This window comes from Microcoleus vaginatus FACHB-2002, from assembly GCF_040004035.1.
GTDB classification, from domain to species: Bacteria; Cyanobacteriota; Cyanobacteriia; order Cyanobacteriales; family Microcoleaceae; genus Microcoleus; species Microcoleus vaginatus_C.
The window spans coordinates 79,686-94,904 of sequence record NZ_JAMPLN010000021.1 but is presented as its reverse complement, the minus strand read 5'-3'; the positions used below and the strand labels follow the sequence as shown (position 1 = coordinate 94,904).

General features: G+C 44.2%; 18 protein-coding genes and 3 pseudogenes. 6 read left to right on the top strand and 15 right to left on the bottom strand.

The window, feature by feature from the left end; all coding sequences use genetic code 11:
* Positions 1-239 precede the first annotated feature (239 nt).
* A complete protein-coding gene (locus NDI35_RS18455) occupies positions 240-1,460 on the top strand; it encodes an HhoA/HhoB/HtrA family serine endopeptidase (RefSeq protein ID WP_445314008.1) in 1,221 nt (406 codons plus the stop codon).
* Positions 1,461-1,785: 325 nt separating this feature from the next.
* On the opposite strand, the gene NDI35_RS18450 is transcribed toward NDI35_RS18455, so the two are convergent.
* The 7 genes and pseudogenes from NDI35_RS18450 to NDI35_RS18420 all read right to left on the bottom strand — a co-directional run bounded on the left by NDI35_RS18450 (position 1,786) and on the right by NDI35_RS18420 (position 4,764).
* Positions 1,786-2,133 (bottom strand): DUF760 domain-containing protein, encoded by a 348-nt coding sequence (locus tag NDI35_RS18450; protein ID WP_445314007.1) that lies wholly within the window; start codon positions 2,131-2,133, stop codon positions 1,786-1,788.
* Between the two features lie 42 nt (positions 2,134-2,175).
* Entirely contained in the window at positions 2,176-2,691 is a 516-nt protein-coding gene (gene scpB, locus NDI35_RS18445) for an SMC-Scp complex subunit ScpB (RefSeq protein WP_333065039.1), read from the bottom strand.
* A 544-nt stretch (positions 2,692-3,235) separates the two neighbouring features.
* Positions 3,236-3,394: pseudogene (locus NDI35_RS18440) on the bottom strand (ISAzo13-like element transposase-related protein); the annotation flags it as partial.
* A pseudogene (locus NDI35_RS18435) lies at positions 3,384-3,707 on the bottom strand (ISAzo13-like element transposase-related protein). The pseudogenes NDI35_RS18435 and NDI35_RS18440, both read right to left, overlap by 11 nt.
* Positions 3,688-4,137 (bottom strand): annotated as a pseudogene (locus tag NDI35_RS18430) (ISAzo13-like element transposase-related protein). Before NDI35_RS18430 ends, NDI35_RS18435 begins: the two co-directional pseudogenes overlap by 20 nt.
* Before the next feature lie 21 nt (positions 4,138-4,158).
* Positions 4,159-4,395: a hypothetical protein gene (locus tag NDI35_RS18425; protein ID WP_445314006.1), complete on the bottom strand. Its 237-nt coding sequence runs from the start codon at positions 4,393-4,395 to the stop codon at positions 4,159-4,161.
* Between the two features lie 180 nt (positions 4,396-4,575).
* The gene (locus NDI35_RS18420) at positions 4,576-4,764 is read right to left on the bottom strand and encodes a hypothetical protein (protein WP_445314005.1); all 189 of its coding nucleotides are present in this window, start codon (positions 4,762-4,764) and stop codon (positions 4,576-4,578) included.
* On the opposite strand from NDI35_RS18420, the gene hpsL reads away from it, so the two are divergent.
* The gene (gene hpsL / locus NDI35_RS18415) at positions 4,726-6,390 is read left to right on the top strand and encodes a hormogonium polysaccharide biosynthesis protein HpsL (RefSeq protein ID WP_445314004.1); all 1,665 of its coding nucleotides are present in this window, start codon (positions 4,726-4,728) and stop codon (positions 6,388-6,390) included. The two genes, NDI35_RS18420 and hpsL, sit on opposite strands and share 39 nt — an antisense overlap.
* A 141-nt stretch (positions 6,391-6,531) precedes the next feature.
* Here hpsL and NDI35_RS18410 read toward each other — a convergent pair whose 3' ends face one another.
* The 4 genes from NDI35_RS18410 to NDI35_RS18395 all read right to left on the bottom strand — a co-directional run bounded on the left by NDI35_RS18410 (position 6,532) and on the right by NDI35_RS18395 (position 9,965).
* On the bottom strand, positions 6,532-7,728 hold the full coding sequence (locus tag NDI35_RS18410) for a TolB family protein (RefSeq protein ID WP_445314003.1): 1,197 nt from the start codon (positions 7,726-7,728) through the stop codon (positions 6,532-6,534).
* A 238-nt stretch (positions 7,729-7,966) separates the two neighbouring features.
* Positions 7,967-8,413: a hypothetical protein gene (locus NDI35_RS18405; RefSeq protein ID WP_333328982.1), complete on the bottom strand. Its 447-nt coding sequence runs from the start codon at positions 8,411-8,413 to the stop codon at positions 7,967-7,969.
* Entirely contained in the window at positions 8,410-9,282 is an 873-nt protein-coding gene (locus tag NDI35_RS18400) for a ParA family protein (RefSeq protein ID WP_333029965.1), read from the bottom strand. The genes NDI35_RS18405 and NDI35_RS18400 overlap by 4 nt, the downstream gene beginning before the upstream one ends.
* Before the next feature lie 137 nt (positions 9,283-9,419).
* Positions 9,420-9,965: a hypothetical protein gene (locus tag NDI35_RS18395; RefSeq protein ID WP_445314002.1), complete on the bottom strand. Its 546-nt coding sequence runs from the start codon at positions 9,963-9,965 to the stop codon at positions 9,420-9,422.
* Positions 9,966-10,210: 245 nt separating this feature from the next.
* Between NDI35_RS18395 and NDI35_RS18390 the strand changes: the two genes are divergently transcribed.
* Positions 10,211-11,356 (top strand): tetratricopeptide repeat protein, encoded by a 1,146-nt coding sequence (locus tag NDI35_RS18390; protein WP_445314001.1) that lies wholly within the window; start codon positions 10,211-10,213, stop codon positions 11,354-11,356.
* Positions 11,357-11,412: 56 nt separating this feature from the next.
* Here the strand turns inward: NDI35_RS18390 and NDI35_RS18385 are convergent, their stop codons facing one another.
* The 3 genes from NDI35_RS18385 to typA all read right to left on the bottom strand — a co-directional run bounded on the left by NDI35_RS18385 (position 11,413) and on the right by typA (position 13,796).
* Positions 11,413-11,679, bottom strand: a complete 267-nt coding sequence (locus NDI35_RS18385) for a Txe/YoeB family addiction module toxin (RefSeq protein ID WP_333093428.1) — start codon at positions 11,677-11,679, stop codon at positions 11,413-11,415.
* A complete protein-coding gene (locus NDI35_RS18380) occupies positions 11,679-11,900 on the bottom strand; it encodes a hypothetical protein (protein ID WP_333238302.1) in 222 nt (73 codons plus the stop codon). Before NDI35_RS18380 ends, NDI35_RS18385 begins: the two co-directional genes overlap by 1 nt.
* 105 nt (positions 11,901-12,005) lie before the next feature.
* On the bottom strand, positions 12,006-13,796 hold the full coding sequence (gene typA, locus NDI35_RS18375) for a translational GTPase TypA (protein WP_445314000.1): 1,791 nt from the start codon (positions 13,794-13,796) through the stop codon (positions 12,006-12,008).
* Between the two features lie 272 nt (positions 13,797-14,068).
* On the opposite strand from typA, the gene NDI35_RS18370 reads away from it, so the two are divergent.
* From NDI35_RS18370 to NDI35_RS18360, 3 genes are all read left to right on the top strand, one after another.
* On the top strand, positions 14,069-14,413 hold the full coding sequence (locus tag NDI35_RS18370; protein WP_333300231.1) for a type II toxin-antitoxin system RelE/ParE family toxin: 345 nt from the start codon (positions 14,069-14,071) through the stop codon (positions 14,411-14,413).
* The gene (locus NDI35_RS18365) at positions 14,385-14,771 is read left to right on the top strand and encodes a helix-turn-helix domain-containing transcriptional regulator (protein ID WP_445313999.1); all 387 of its coding nucleotides are present in this window, start codon (positions 14,385-14,387) and stop codon (positions 14,769-14,771) included. The genes NDI35_RS18370 and NDI35_RS18365 overlap by 29 nt, the downstream gene beginning before the upstream one ends.
* Positions 14,772-14,871: 100 nt before the next feature.
* The gene (locus NDI35_RS18360) at positions 14,872-14,997 is read left to right on the top strand and encodes an XRE family transcriptional regulator (protein WP_445313998.1); all 126 of its coding nucleotides are present in this window, start codon (positions 14,872-14,874) and stop codon (positions 14,995-14,997) included.
* Between the two features lie 26 nt (positions 14,998-15,023).
* Here NDI35_RS18360 and NDI35_RS18355 read toward each other — a convergent pair whose 3' ends face one another.
* Positions 15,024-15,167 carry a hypothetical protein gene (locus NDI35_RS18355; RefSeq protein ID WP_445313997.1) on the bottom strand — a complete coding sequence of 48 codons (144 nt, stop codon included), beginning with the start codon at positions 15,165-15,167 and terminating at the stop codon, positions 15,024-15,026.
* Between the last annotated feature and the right edge of the window lie 52 nt (positions 15,168-15,219).

The window sequence follows — 15,219 nt, the reverse complement described above, 5'->3', positions numbered from 1 at the left end:
TCTAGCCACCCCCAGACTGTAAATCCCAGGCTAAGCCAAGTTAGGATGAGAATTATTAGTTTGAGTCGCTCTTGGCAAATCCGGCAAAATTGCCTGTGATGCCGATGGGCGCCTGCCTGTTAACAGCTATGTTCTTGAGGAAGCGGTACGCCCCGCCCCGCTTCCTTCCCGTCGCCAAGACAAAAAAGCTTGATTCGGAACCTGTCTGCGGGGATGAGGTATTTAGCGGGAGTTATTAAATGAGTTTATCTTTTAAGCAAGCGACCCTTTATGTGACTCTGCTGTCAATCGGCGGAGGTATGGGATGGTTGGGAAATCGCTATCTGCAAGGCTCAAACAATCTGGAAACCGGATTGGTTTTGCCAGTAGTACGCCAGCAAATCCCCCCCTATCCCTCTCCTCCAGTTCAGGAAAATCGGGCAGTCGATCGCAGCAATCCCAATTTTATTGCTGAAGCAGCCGAAAAAGTCGGCCCGGCTGTAGTGCGGATTGACGCATCAAGCAAGGTGGCGAATCAAGTGCCGGAAGCATTCAAAAATCCTTTGTTTCGTCGGTTTTTTGGGGAGAATTTGCCGCAGCCGGAAGAACGAGTCAAGAGAGGTACGGGCTCCGGGTTTATTCTCACTTCGGACGGCCGCATCGTTACTAATGCTCACGTTGTCTCCGGGACGGATACTGTCAAGGTGACGCTCAAAGACGGCCGCGAGTTTGAGGGTAAGGTGCAGGGAGTCGATCCGCTGACGGATGTCGCTGTGGTTAAGATTAATGCTAAGGAACTGCCGCAGGTGGCTTTGGGTCGATCGGACAATATTGTACCGGGACAGTGGGCGATCGCGATCGGCAATCCTTTAGGTCTGGACAATACCGTGACTGTGGGCATTATCAGCGCTACGGGTCGATCTAGTTCCCAAGTCGGCATCCCCGACAAGCGAGTCCGCTTCATCCAAACCGACGCCGCCATCAACCCCGGCAATTCTGGTGGCCCCCTGCTCAATGACCAAGGCGAAGTAATTGGCATCAATACCGCCATTCGCGCCGACGCTCAGGGCTTGGGATTTGCAATTCCGATCGAAACCGCCAAACGAGTTTCCGATCAGCTATTCGCCAAAGGTAAAGCCGAACATCCCTATCTCGGCATTCAAATGGTCAGCTTAACTGCCGCCACCAAGGCAGAACTCAACAAACAGCTCGATAATAATAAAATTACCCTCGATCAAGGCGTAGCCGTGGCGCGAGTCGTGGAAAATTCCCCCGCTCAAAAAGCCGACTTGCGCCCTGGAGATGTCATTCAAAAAGTTGACGGAATTGCGGTTAACACTCCTGGGGACGTGCAAGAACGGGTGGAAAACACTGCTGTGGGCAAAGAACTCGAAGTGGAAATTAACCGTTTGGGTCAAGTTCAGAAAATTAAAGTACGTCCGGGTGCTTTTCCCCTATCGGGTAGCTCCGCCGGTGGCTAATACCATTTTCGATTTTCGATTTTCGATTTTCGATTTTCGATTAAAGAATTAAGAATGATTTACTGCATAAGGATTTGGAGCTTATTTACAGTTGCATTCTTTTTTGAAATTGGTATTAGTTGCAAGGGTGGAGGATGGAAGATGAATCGGATGGTTTATAGTCCTGGACGCAGGAACCGGGTTTTTTCACCAAAATCCTCGGTGTAGCGCGAGGGATACCCGGTTAACAGCCCGGTTTCTTTATTCCCTGTGCCTCCACGATTCAGGATTATGGATTTTTCTGAACAACTTTCATCTTTCTGGCTTCCCCTACCCGTTGATCTTTTTACTTGTCTTTGGGTGAGTTTTGTTGAATCGAGCTGGTGCTTGCTAAATTTTCTTCTAGGTGCATCCTTTGCTCCATTTGCCTCAAAAAATAGCCTGTCATCATCGCTGAAGCTAGCAAACCTGCTAAGTTTTCGCGATCGGTGGTAATTTCGACGTTAAAATTTTCTGAAGGCAAAACGCCGACAAGTCCTTGAACGTTATGAGAGATAATTTCTCTGATGTCGGGGCTGACGGACTTGGCGACGCGGGCTAGAACCTCCGGCGATTGGTGTTGGAGGTACTTCAGCAGTGGATTGACTGCGGTTTGTTGGGCATTGGATGTGTCAAAGTCAGGGTGAAAAACCATTTGGCGATTCTTAATTTCTGGCTGGTTACATTGTACTTCAAACTACTCATCATTGCTTGGGTACAAATTTGCCTGAAAGTCAATTTGCAATTGTTTTGGCAGTTGGTCTACTTGAAAGTACCGATGAAATTTCTCGGTAACTTGTAACCAATACGACCGCCCCTCAGCCGATCGCCGTTTGCGGACGAAACCCATTTCTACAAGTTCCTGCACTTGTTGGTAAGCTCCTGAACCTCGCAAGTTAACTAAATCTGGCTGAGCGATGCCGCCTTTGAGGGCGATCGCAGCCAGCGTCCGCAAAGCTCCCACACCTAATTCTGGAGGTATTAAAGTTTGCATTAAACTGGCAAACTCTTCTCTGAGTTGCAGGCTGTATCCTGTGGGAGTTTCGACGACTTCTAATGCACTGTCGCGGTGGGACGAGTCAGACATGAGTTCGATGATGGCGTCTTCGGCTTCGGCTCGATCGCACTTGGCAATCTCGGCAATTTCTGCGATCGACACTGGCTGACCTTTTAAGTAAAGTATGGCTTCTATTGTTGTGGCTAAGCGAGTCATTTGGGAATTAGTAACGAGGAATTGGGACGTTGAAAGAAGAAGGAAGAAGCAAGAAAGAATCAGGACTCAGGAAAACAACAGTTATCCGTATTTCCGTAACTTCCGTGTCGTGAATAATGAGAGTTAGTAATAAACATTCCCCTTACACAAATTATTAATAGTGTAGGTTAGGTTGAGGAACAAAACCAAAACTTTCAATTTTCTTTTTTTTACGACTTACGCACGAACACTAGAGATAGCGTACGCGGCTTAGAAAGACCCATTGGATAGAGCTATAAACCCTGATAAACTTCCCGACCTCTTGATATTATAAATTTTAATATCATTAGGGGAGGAATGAATTAATTTTTCAGAGTAGTTATTATATAGTGGAGGCATAATAAACAGGGTGAACTGTAGGGAATTTACCCAACTAGACTATTGCCAATATTTACTGAGCAGTCAGGTTAATTATACGCTGACCAATCTAGCTGACCATAAAAAAAAATGCAGCCATGACACTATAAACCACTACTTAGGAATGAAAAATAAATAACTTAATCAATTACTCGGGTTGAGGTACGGCTCGATAATTCCATTTGGGCAAATATTCATCAAAAACAATTTGCACAGCATCTTTGAAATTATTAGCTACCTTTCGACCACTGTTATAAACTTTATTAAGGATATTTACAGCTACAGATAGTCCCGTTTTAGTTTGAGTTTTTTCTACGAGCTTTTATTAATTCTAAACCTGTAAAAATTACTCCTTGACAGGCCCTAGTAATATAAGGAAAAAGTCGATGTTCTCTGGGATTATAGTTATATCTATAAGGATGGTAATGAGCAATTCTGATGTCAATTCCTCTTTCATTAACTAAAACTAATTTCTGGAAATCTTATTTGAAAATATAAGGATTAACATTATTACTACCTCCACCCTCATATTTAGCCAAGATAGAATTAGCGTTAGGGTAGCTAGCCTTTCCATAATTATTCCACCAGTTTTTTAAAGACTCACAGGCAGGCGAATTCACTGGTATCTTTACTGTTTCCTAATGTTATATATCCTCGGTTTTGTTGAGAATCATAAATCCCATGTGGGAGCATTTTTCCGGAACCTAAACTCCAAAAATCATGATCAAAAGTAGTGACAGGTTCTTTTTTATAGAGGTTTCCCGGACGATACAAATTACCTAAAACTTATTTTTTTATGTATCAAAACTAATAATAGGATTGTTGGCTTCTTTATACTCTGTATCAAGTCTCGCAATATTTTTAAAGTGAGCGTCCCGATTTTCATTAATTCCTATTGTGTGTTTTTTGTTGCTTTTAGTTTCACATCACATATCCCTGCTTTTTTAACAGTTTTGCCACTAAGGGGAGACTAATGGTAAAACCTGCCACTGGTAGTCCAGAAGCTATTTCTTTATGCGTCAGATTAGTCCATTTGATTAACTCATTCATTGGGGTTCCGGCTGTTTGATTTTAAAAAAATTCTAAAAATGCTGCATCAATGCAGATTTGAGTAGACAGAATACTTTTTCTTCCCCCTCCTTTCTTTCTGATCCTGGAACTCTTTAGTGTCTCTGAGTCCATTTTTTCTAAATCTTCTAATCCCTTGATGATGGTATTTCGGCGGCAGCCCAAAAGTTGCATTACATAGCTAATTCCACCCCATCCTAATTTTTGAGATTCTTTCTTCTGCATACCTTCTTTTATCATTTTCTGATAAGTATTTATAAAAATTTTTCATTTCTGGCTCAATTGAACTAGAATAAAACATGGATTTAAAAGTAAGTTAGAATAGTTAAGTAGAAAAATCCGTTGTGAGTTGAGCTCTCTAGGAGCGAAAATGGCAATAAGCGCACTTTTTTCATTATAACCGATAACTCATCAACTTATTTATTTTTCATTCCTAAATCCCTCTTCCTTCTTCCCTCTTCCATCTTGCATCGGACTAACATCCATTACATCCGTTACATCCGTTACATCCTCCGAAAGCGAATCCGTTGCCGAACTTCCTTCTTCTCTCTTCCTTCTTGCTTCTGCTATATGTTGAAAACCAAGCGCAAATCCAAGAAATCCAAACACAAGCACAGCGAAAAAACAACAGCGCTCAGCAAAAAAGAAGTAGCTGCACAAAAACGCAAAATTTCAGAAAAGCGCAATGAATTGGTGCAGGCGATCGCCATAAGCTGCTTAGTCACCGTTGCTCTCAGCATTCCCCTGTTGTTCGTAGCCGGCCCTAAGATTGCTATTGCAGGAGGCGCAGCCGCAGCCATCTTGCTGCTTTCCTACAAATACCCCCGTCAAGCTTTGTGGACTTTTCTAATTTACCTACCTTTCAGTGGTACAATTACCTACGCAATTGGCGGCGGGAATGCTGCATTTCAAGTAGCCAAAGATGCTTTCTACATACCAGCGCTCATCGCCCTAATTCAAAGCTGCAAAAAGAAACAGTTGCCCCTGTTCATTCCCAAACAAATGCTTTCTACCTTCAGCATCCTGTTGATGATGGCAATGCTGACTTTAATTTTTGTCAACGGGGAGATGCAGCTCAATCCTAGGGCGGGCGACAAACCAATCCTGCAAGGAATTCTCGGCTTAAAAGTATTGATAGGTTACATACCGCTGATTGCTTGTACCTATTATCTGCTCCGCACTAAGAAGGATTTGGTGTTTTTTAGTCGAATGCACATCGTTTTGGCGATCGTTTGCTGCCTTCTCGGTTTGATTCAGTACCTGTTGCTGCAAAGTGGAAAGTGTGCGGGAACCAGAGGAATGACCGGAGCAGAATTATATAAAGCAACGCTGGAAGCTAGATGTTTTGTCGGCGGTTCCTTGGTGTTCAGTCCAGAAGTCAAGTTTGTCCGCTTGCCGGGAACTTTTGTCGCGCCTTGGCAGTGGGCGTGGTTTTTAATTTCTAATGCTTTTTTAACCTTTGCCTCTGCCTTTTGCGACCCTTCATTCTGGTGGCGAGTTATCGGTTTATTTGGCATGGCATTAGTATTTGCCAATGCAGTTATTTCCGGTCAAAGAGCTGCTTTAGTTATGGTTCCCCTTGCTACAGCAATCCTGCTAGTTCTCACCGGTCAATTAGTTAATTTAAAACGATTTATTCCCATCGGTGCAGGACTGGCGATTCTGCTGTTCGTCGGTGCAGCTATTAACCCGGGAATTATCGAGCAGCGGTGGGAGAGTTTTGTTAGTCGCTGGAATGCTGCACCGCCCCAGCAGTTTCTCTTTAATCAGTTCGAGCAGAGCAACAATTTTATCATTGATAAACCTCTTGGTAGAGGTGTGGGACGAGCAACTAATTCAACGCGAATATTTGGTACCACGCAGCTAATTGAAACTTTCCAACCTAAGTTGATCTACGAACTCGGTTATCCAGGAATGATTAGTTTTCAGATCATGCTTTTACACTTAGCTTTTCTAACTTTTAGAGCTTACCGATCTGTCAAGGACAAAAGTTTGCGGAGTTACGGAGCTAGTTTTTGGGTGTTTGTTGCATTTATTACGATCAATACTCAATGGTATCCGCTGGATGTAGATCCAGTGTCCGTGTATTATTGGGTTTTAGCTGGGGCGATTTTAAAGTTGCCCAAAATTGATAAACAGGTGCAGGATGAAAAACACCATGAAGTTGAGTCCAATGAATTGCAAGTTCACCAGCCATTAAAGGAGAAAAAAATTATTGCATCTTCCCCAATTTAAGAATATTTTTGAGTGTTCAGTTTGGTGGATTCTTTCTTGTTTAGTAACCCGCTTTCCCTCCAAGGCGATGCAAAGATAGCCCGCCCTCCTGGGTTTATCTGTGCTAAAACCCACCCCTACAGCATATTTTGGCTCTTAACTTTACTGCGGTTGCCAAACCGGATTGCCAGGATACAAATCTTTGTCGTTTGTCAATTTAGTCAATGCCGAACCGTCCTGATTAATTACATACAAGTTTCTTTTGTCGCCTGCGGTTTCATTATATATAAAAGCAATTTGCTGGCTGTCAGGAGACCAAGCTAATTCTGAAATTTCTGACGGTTTTAGCCTGGTAGCTAGTTGATTTAGCTGCTTCCCGTCAGCATTGATTGTGTAGAGTTTTTGATTGTTGAACTCTCCGGCGACGAAAGCAATAAATTTGCCATCCGGCGACCACGAAATTTCGTCGTAGTTTCTGGGTTTTTGGGTGAGGTTCTTGGCTGTCCCCCGGTTAATGTCGAGCAGGTAAATATCTTGCTGTTCGCCTGATGAATCGCCAGGTTTATTGTAATAGTAAGCAATGCGACTGCTGTCGGGCGACCACAAGAGTTTGCCGTTGTAAACCTCATGTTGCGGGTCGTTTGTCAAATTTTTGAGGTTGGTTCCATCGGCATTAATTGTGTAAATTTGCTGTTTCGGATAAGCGCCGAACAGGAAAGCAATTTTTGTGCGCTCGGGCGACCAAACAAGTTGAATTCCCTCGGATATATATTCGACGGGACTTTTAGTTAGTTTGGTCATTCCCGAACCGTCGGCATTCATTTTGTAGATATTTTTATCCTTGACAAATGCTACCTGTTGGCCGTCGGGTGAAATGTAAAATTCCGATGAAATTTCTGTTTTAGGCGGCTGTCCTCCTACCTCCCAATTCCTAACTAATTTAGTTCCTTTAATGCCCGAAGTGGTGCTTGTATAAAGTGATTGGCTGCCGGGAGCATCAGAGGTAAAACCGTCGCAAGAACGGGCAAAAACAAGTTTCTGGCTGTTGGAAAACCAAGCTATTTCAAAATTAGGTGCTTTGCAACCACCCTCAGCAAACTGTTTAGTTAGTCGAGAACCGTCAGCATTGACTGTATAGATTTCGGTGTATCCGCTAACGAAAGCCAGTCGCTGGCCGTTGGGCGACCACACTAGGGGAGCGCTAACATCTATATTAGGTGTAAGTTCGTGGCGAGCGGAACTGGTAGCATTGAGGGCAAATAAACTGTTTCTGAACTCGCTGCCGCGCCTCTGGAGGGCGGTAAACGCTAGTATCTTCGGTTTTTGGGCTACGGTTGGGGGAGGGGTGTGAAGGCTCAAAAACAAGGTGATTGAGAGTGTTAGGGAGATAAGGGCGATCGGCCTAATTCGCAATAATTTATGAAAACGCATTTTGTCAATATCATCTCCTTACTTTTAAATCTTCACACTCTTCAGTCCTCATATCGCCGACTTCTTAAAGTGCTGGGGGGATATGGCAAATTCTAACTCCAAACTATTACCAATGCCGACTTGGCAGCAATGCCCCATTCCCCATGCCCCATTCCCCATGCCCCATTCAAAGTGTTTGTCGGTCTATATGTCTCGACAGCCTCAAACTCTGTTTAATTCTGCCAATAATTAGCTCGAACATTTTTTTGCGGGACGGATTCTTGCTGCTGGGCGGCATCCCTAACTCGCAACACATCAAGTTCAAGTCAGTTGCACTCATGGCCAACAACTTTTGCCTCACCTCTTCTTCATTACCATTCTTAGCTTGTAAACGCAGTTCTTCATAAACTTCTAGAACATTGGCAGCCGATAAATTAACAGGTTTATTAACATCAGCACCCCTGGTAATATCCGAAGTTTTTGAGCCAGCAGAAACCACTCCCCGCTTGACTTGAGTCTCAAGCCGGGTTAATTTTCGAGCAACGTCCCGCAAGATCTCCTTAAGTTCGCCAATTTCCTCAACTAACCCCCCGCTTTCTTGTTCGGAAGCAGCCAAAATTTCTTTTTTACTCATTTTAGATACTCCTCACACTCGCGCCATAGTTTTTCAAATTCTCTCACTAATTCTCGCGGCAGTTCTCCCTCATTAATCGCCCGTTTTAGCCCGACGCTTTCCCGAATCGTCGATTCTAAAAATCTAACTTCTATGTTATTATCTTTTGATATCTCGTCGCAAAGTCTCTTTACTTCTCTCATGTAAAACTGAACTTCATTTGTCAGCAATCCTCCATAGGTTTTAGCTTTATTCATAAAGACTGCTATCTTGGGAAACGGATAAGGCTCAATCCGTTTCTGGAGCGAGTTTAAAACTAAACTCAATCCCCTAGAACCAAAATAATCGGGATTGACGGGAATTAATATTAAGTCGCAGCAAGAGAGTACGCTGTAGGTGAGGAGACTGAAGGAAGGCGAACAGTCAAAAAGCATCAAGTCGTATTTGGGGAGATTGGCAGAGTTGGCGATTTTGCCGATGAATCTGCGGATGAAGTCTTTAACACTTTTTCCCTCAAATCCATCGATATCTAACCAATACAATTCTTCAACTGAAGGGACAAAATGCAACTGTTCGTCAATCTGATAAATGGTGTCGAAACCAACGGGAAATTTAAAATTCTGTCCGGCTTTTTTAAAGACTTCTAGAGCGTCGTAAATTGTAAGTCTATGCTTGAGAGATTTTTCGTACCACTTACCAAATTTGTCATCTAAATGACCTGTATTTTCGTTAAGTCCGATCGCCTCTGTGAGCGACATTTGCGGATCTAAGTCTAACATCAAGACTTCTAAGTCGGTTCCTTGGGATATAATATTTCCTAGACTCCAAGTTACGGTAGTCTTCCCGACACCGCCTTTGAAGTTGATTACGGCTATTGATTTAGGACTCATGGCTGGCTTTGTTTGGATTTTGCTCAAATATAAATTAAAACATAACGATCGCCCAATTAGCGTTTGCTAAGTATTATTACTCCAATAATGGCGATCGCCTTGAGTAGGCGATCGCCAGATTAACAGGGAGTCTCTTTTTAGAAAAGAAGGTCAGGAAACTTGAAAACGTGACTAGCAATATTCCGTACCTTTGCTAATGGAACAGGTAATCCAGTGACACTGTAGCCTCGATTTGGTACTACTTTCTGCAGGAGTTCTGGCTGTTGCTGCGAAACTAACAACCTGAATTTACCCGGTTCGACGACCAATATCTCCTGTTGAGGAATGAAAAATATCCAGAGATCCGCTTGCGAAGTCCATCCCCAACATGGACGGTTGCGATCGTCACAAGCTTCAAAAAACAAGTTTCCAGTTTGCTTGGCTTTTATATCAGTCTTGTACTCAGCAGTTGCAGTTGAACCGTTTGGGCGAATTAGTACGCGGTCAATACCTGCTTTCTGATACTGTGGCAAATCTGAGACATCCTCAATGCGATAGCCATGAATTTGCAACCACTTGTCTACGATCGCCTCTCCTGTCTTTCCTACTTTCTTTTGAGTTTGGAAGTCGTATTCCTGTTTTTGGGAAAGCGGGGGTAGTGGCTGGGAGAATTGGGCTTCGTTGTGCTGATTGTTGTTGTACATGATTAATTCCGTCAGCTAAGTTTTGAGTAGTGAATCACTACATCCCTAGCTTCGCAGAACTTTCTAGGGCAGCTACCAAACAAGTGTTAGCAACTTTCTAGGGCAGCTACCAAACAAGTGTTAGGAAGTCTGTTAGGATTGTTTATTAGGAACTGAATAAGACCCTAGAAATGGCACAGAATTCACCAGAAGAACAATTCCTCCTAGCGGCTAATGACTGGGATTTAAAAAGGTTGTACAAAGATTTGGCAGTTGCCAAGCGAGAAGTAGCACCGCATATGTGGGAACTTACAGAAGTCGAGAAGCTGCATTTACGAGGATTGCTTTGTGGTTGTGGTCCTAGTGACCTAGCTAAAAAGATTCACAAAGAAGAGAGAGGATTGAAAGCCGCTCTAAGTGAGACTGTGTATCGGTATGTCAAACAACTTACTCAGGGAAAAGTAGACATCAGGCTAAACAACTGGAGAGATATCCCCGATTGGCTTGAGCAAGCAGGATACAAAACCAGGTCATCTAAGTTAGATGAAAACGAGGCAGAGATTACAACTTTTGTCTCGGACAGTGATATTGATGATCTGGTGGAGACTGTGCGATCGCACTCTCCGATCTATGCTGCGGATTTCGATGAACTGGGAAGAAACAAGGCTAAGGAAAGAGATTTTGAAGGAGCAATTAAAAATTTCGATCGAGCAATTAAGATCAATCCTGATTATGCAGATGCCTACAATAACCGGGCTACTGTTCGCCAGGAACTAGGAGACGATGCCGGAGCATTTGAGGATTGCACAAATGCGATATTGCTCAAGCCTAATTGTCCATATGTTCACAACAACCGGGGTATTATTTATTGTAAATTAGGTGATTACCGAGGAGCGCAGGCAGATCACACCCGAGCAATTCAACTAAATCCTCGCTATGCTCAAGCCTACAATGGCCGAGGTTTTGCTCGTTTACGCCTGGGCGATCTGCAAGGGGCACTGAAAGATTTTACCCAAGCAATTGAACTAAATCCTAATGATGCCCTTGCTTGGAATAATCGAGGTGATGTCTACTTATGGGAATTAGACGATTTGCCAAGAGCGCTTGAAGATTACATCAAGGCAGCTCGGCTGAATCCTAATAATGCTACAACATTCTACAACCTGGGAGTTATTCACTCTCGTTTGGGGAACAAAGAGAAAGCGCTTGAGGATTTTACCAAGGCAATTCAGCTTGAACGAGACTTTGCCCAAGCTTATCTAAACCGAGGCATTGTCCACTATGAATTGGGCTATTCCCAAAAAGCAAATGTCGATTTTCACAATGCTAAAAATTTATATCGTGTCCAGGGAAAAGAAGAAAATTACCAAAAGGTACTTAATCTAATAGAAGAACTTCAGCAAGAAGATTGAGAGCGACCGCCTTTAGTAAAGGGAGAAAAAAAGCGATAGGTACATTGCTTAAAGCTTCATTCACTGTAATGATTCTTACAAGCTGCGATCGCAATTTCCTCATCAGTAACTTGGTAAACCAAACGATGTTCGTTATCAATGCGCCTGGACCAAAAACCACTTAACTCGTATTTCAGAGGTTCAGGTTTGCCCAATCCTTCAAAGGGGGATCGATCTATATCTTTAATCAATTCTACAATTTTGCGATAAATCTTTTTGTCTAATTTTGCCCATTCATTAAAATCTGCAAAAGCCGAAGATTCAAAAATAATTCTTCTACTCATTACAAATCCTGTAAATCGACTTCTACTAAATTTTGTCTGTCTTTAACATTTTCAATAGCTTTCAACAGTTTGGTTTTATTGACTTCCGATTTCAAAAGATATTCGGTTTCATCGCATTCTGAGACAATTATTTCAATCTCTTTATCTCCAAAAATCGCTTTAATTTGTTCTAAAAAGTTACGATCTAGTTCACTGGCTTTTAAACGATAAACTGTTGACATCGTTTTTACCTATTTTTGATTTCGATAAAAATTAATATTGCCTTTAAATACAGTAGTTTGAAGTTGACACTAAGGGCTGGCAATTTTGCCAGCCCTTAATTTATTTTAGCGTTTGACCAACTTCTTAGAAACCTTCCGCAAGCGAATTGATTTCGGTGTTACTTCCACCAATTCATCCTGGCCGATGTACTCCAAAGCGCGCTCCAAACTCATATCGACTGGTGCTTGCAATTGCGCCAATTCTTCACCGCCAGATGCGCGGTGGTTTGTCAACTGCTTCGACTTGCAAATATTCAGCTCCATGTCGTCATCTCGGTTGTTTTCTCCGATAATCATCCCTCTGTAAACCTTGGTTCCGGGGGTAATGAAAAATACGCCGCGGTCTTCAGCATTTTTCAGTGAATAAGTAGTTGCAACTCCTTCTTCAAAGGAAATCAATACTCCGTTGCGACGGGCGACAATTTCTCCACCGAGGGGGCGATAGTCGAGGAAGCTGTGGTTCATAATTCCAGCGCCGCGAGTCAAGCGCATGAACTCGCCTCGGAATCCAATCAAACCGCGAGCGGGGACTGAAAATTCGATTTGGGTGCGACCGGTGCTGCTGACGTGCATATCTTGCATTTCTGCTTTCCGCTGACCGAGGCGTTCGATGCAGCCGCCGACTGCTTCTTCGGGTACGTCTAACACCAAACATTCAAAAGGTTCGCAGGGACGACCGCCGACTTCGCGGAAGATTACTTGCGGCTGGGATACTTGAAATTCGTATCCTTCGCGACGCATATTTTCGATCAGGATTCCGAGGTGGAGTTCGCCACGGCCGGATACGAGGAATTTGTCGGGAGATTCGGTTTCTTCGACGCGCAAGGCGACGTTGGTTTGGAGTTCTCGCATTAGCCGATCGCGAATTTGTCGCGATGTTACCAAACTTCCTTCTTGACCGCAGAACGGCGAATCGTTCACCGAGAAAGTCATCTGCAAAGTCGGTTCATCTACCTTGATTAAAGGCAGCGCTTGCGGGTCGTTCGGACAGGTAATTGTCTCGCCAATATACGCATCAGCAAAACCGGCAACGGCGACAAGATTACCAGCAGAAGATTCTGGGATATCAATCCGCTTCAGGCCTTCAAAGCCCATCAATTTGGTAATTTTTGATTTGACAAGCGCGCCGCTTTCTGTGATTAAGACTGCTTGTTGGCCGATTCTAATCGTGCCGTTGTGGATGCGGCCGATGACGATGCGACCGACGTATTCTGAGTAATCTAAGGTGGTTACTTGCAGTTGTAGTGGCTTGTTGGGGTCGCCTACGGGGGGCGGTACGTGGTCGAGGATTTCTTCAAACAGGGGCTTCATATCTACCCCTTCGTCTTCGAGGTGTTTTTTGGCGTAACCGCTTAAGCCGGAACCGAAGAGATAGGGAAATTCGCACTGATCGTCGTCAGCACCTAGTTCGAGGAACAGATCCAAAACTTTATCGACGGCTTTGTGGGGGTCGGCTCGCTCGCGATCGATCTTATTGACAAAGACGATCGGGCGCAGTCCTTTTTCTAGGGCTTTTTTGAGCACGAACCGCGTTTGCGGCATCGGGCCTTCGTTGGCGTCTACGATCAGCAGACAGCCGTCAACCATGCCGAGAACTCGTTCGACTTCTCCGCCGAAGTCCGCGTGTCCGGGGGTATCGACGATGTTGATCAGGGTTTCTCCGTACCTGACGGCGGTGTTTTTGGAAAGGATGGTAATGCCACGTTCGCGCTCGATGTCGTTGGAGTCCATGACGCAATCTGGGATTTCTTCCCCTTCGCGGAAGATCCCGGACTGTCTGAGGAGAGCGTCCACAAGGGTGGTTTTGCCGTGATCGACGTGAGCAATGATGGCGACGTTGCGAATGGGAAGACTCATAATGCGTCTGGAACGTTAAACGGATCTAACTAAAGATTTCTTAATAATTGTAGCGCATGGAGTCAAGGGCCGATCGAGCGCGGCTTTAAGATTCGAGTGCGATCGTCGCTAAAATCAAGATTATGGAAGCGCAACTGAGAGAAATGGAGCGTTACACCACGCCTGACGGCAGAGTTTTTTTCGATCGGTGATTTTGAGTTGGCCCAGGTGAAGAAGGTTGGATAGGGGGCGATCGCCGATATTAAGATGAGGGTGCAAGTTCGATCGACTTTATGGAAGTACAACCGAGGGAAATTCAGCGTTATATCAGACAAAATGGCACAGTTCCCTTTGCAGAATGGTTTACAACCCTGCGGGATGTTAACGCTAAAATTAGGATTGATAAAAGGCTTCAGCGGGTTAGCGGTGGCAACTTAGGAGACTATCGCTCAGTTGGCGCAGGAGTCTGGGAATTAAGGATTGACTATGGCCCGGGCTACCGAATCTACTTTGGACAAGCGGGAGCTACGATTGTGCTTATCCTGTGCGGTGGAGATAAAAGCACTCAAGACCAAGACATTGTTAAAGCTCAGGAATACTGGAGAGATTATGAAAGACGCCAAAGTGCCGACGAGTGATAGTTATCATTCTTTTAAAATTTCCAATTTCAAAGACCCAAATTATGCTGCTGCTTACCTCTCACTGATCTTTGAAGAAGAGGAAGAAGGCGATTTAGAGATGGGAATAATGCGAAAATCGCTTCAAGATGTATTTGAGGCTCTGGGCGAACCAATTATGTCAGATGAGGAGGCCTCATTGCATCTGGAAAAATTAGATTTTTTCTTGTCGCAGAATGGAAGCGCGACAATTTATGCTTTGGCTAATTGGCTGAAGGCTTTGGGATTGAAGTTAACGGTTGCGGTTGATGAAGGGGATAAAGGGGAAGAGGAAGATTCTGTTGGTGCTGCTGAATTGGCGGAAGTTGGTAATGTTTGAGTTTGGGCGATCGAGCTTTAAGCTACTAATTAGACATTGACGGCGGTCGATCCCCGATCACTAAAGGAAGTAGGCGATCGCTCAGGGGTATCCTACAATAATGTTAAAAGTTAAAAGTTATGCCCGATCGCCCGGTATGGCAATGGCTGACATCGGTGCTCTGCTAAAATTGACCCGGACGTTTGATGTATTGATCGAAGAATTGTTAGATTTTGTGGAACAGTAACAAATTACACTTAAAATAAACCAGCGCTACCAGCGCCAACCAGTTCGGCCTCGCAGGGACGATCGACTGTGGGCCCAAGCAACAGATGCGAGAGTTGGCGGATGGGACGGGGCGAGGTCAGAAAGAGATGATATATTCTCAGCGCGAATTGTAGCTGTTCGATCGCCCATATCGGTCTACAATTTGTAACGTTGAGCCTTATTGAAGTGCAGGAGTGGAGCT

What these genes read in the sequence shown, in the direction of transcription:
- NDI35_RS18455 (WP_445314008.1), top strand. Translation starts at nt 240, where the DNA reads ATGAGTTTATCTTTTAAGCAAGCGACCCTTTATGTGACTCTGCTGTCA.
- NDI35_RS18450 (WP_445314007.1), bottom strand. Translation starts at nt 2,133, where the DNA reads ATGGTTTTTCACCCTGACTTTGACACATCCAATGCCCAACAAACCGCA.
- scpB (WP_333065039.1), bottom strand. Translation starts at nt 2,691, where the DNA reads ATGACTCGCTTAGCCACAACAATAGAAGCCATACTTTACTTAAAAGGT.
- NDI35_RS18425 (WP_445314006.1), bottom strand. Translation starts at nt 4,395, where the DNA reads ATGATAAAAGAAGGTATGCAGAAGAAAGAATCTCAAAAATTAGGATGG.
- hpsL (WP_445314004.1), top strand. Translation starts at nt 4,726, where the DNA reads ATGTTGAAAACCAAGCGCAAATCCAAGAAATCCAAACACAAGCACAGC.
- NDI35_RS18405 (WP_333328982.1), bottom strand. Translation starts at nt 8,413, where the DNA reads ATGAGTAAAAAAGAAATTTTGGCTGCTTCCGAACAAGAAAGCGGGGGG.
- NDI35_RS18400 (WP_333029965.1), bottom strand. Translation starts at nt 9,282, where the DNA reads ATGAGTCCTAAATCAATAGCCGTAATCAACTTCAAAGGCGGTGTCGGG.
- NDI35_RS18395 (WP_445314002.1), bottom strand. Translation starts at nt 9,965, where the DNA reads ATGTACAACAACAATCAGCACAACGAAGCCCAATTCTCCCAGCCACTA.
- NDI35_RS18385 (WP_333093428.1), bottom strand. Translation starts at nt 11,679, where the DNA reads ATGAGTAGAAGAATTATTTTTGAATCTTCGGCTTTTGCAGATTTTAAT.
- NDI35_RS18380 (WP_333238302.1), bottom strand. Translation starts at nt 11,900, where the DNA reads ATGTCAACAGTTTATCGTTTAAAAGCCAGTGAACTAGATCGTAACTTT.
- typA (WP_445314000.1), bottom strand. Translation starts at nt 13,796, where the DNA reads ATGAGTCTTCCCATTCGCAACGTCGCCATCATTGCTCACGTCGATCAC.
- NDI35_RS18370 (WP_333300231.1), top strand. Translation starts at nt 14,069, where the DNA reads ATGGAAGTACAACCGAGGGAAATTCAGCGTTATATCAGACAAAATGGC.
- NDI35_RS18365 (WP_445313999.1), top strand. Translation starts at nt 14,385, where the DNA reads ATGAAAGACGCCAAAGTGCCGACGAGTGATAGTTATCATTCTTTTAAA.
- NDI35_RS18360 (WP_445313998.1), top strand. Translation starts at nt 14,872, where the DNA reads ATGTTAAAAGTTAAAAGTTATGCCCGATCGCCCGGTATGGCAATGGCT.
- NDI35_RS18355 (WP_445313997.1), bottom strand. Translation starts at nt 15,167, where the DNA reads ATGGGCGATCGAACAGCTACAATTCGCGCTGAGAATATATCATCTCTT.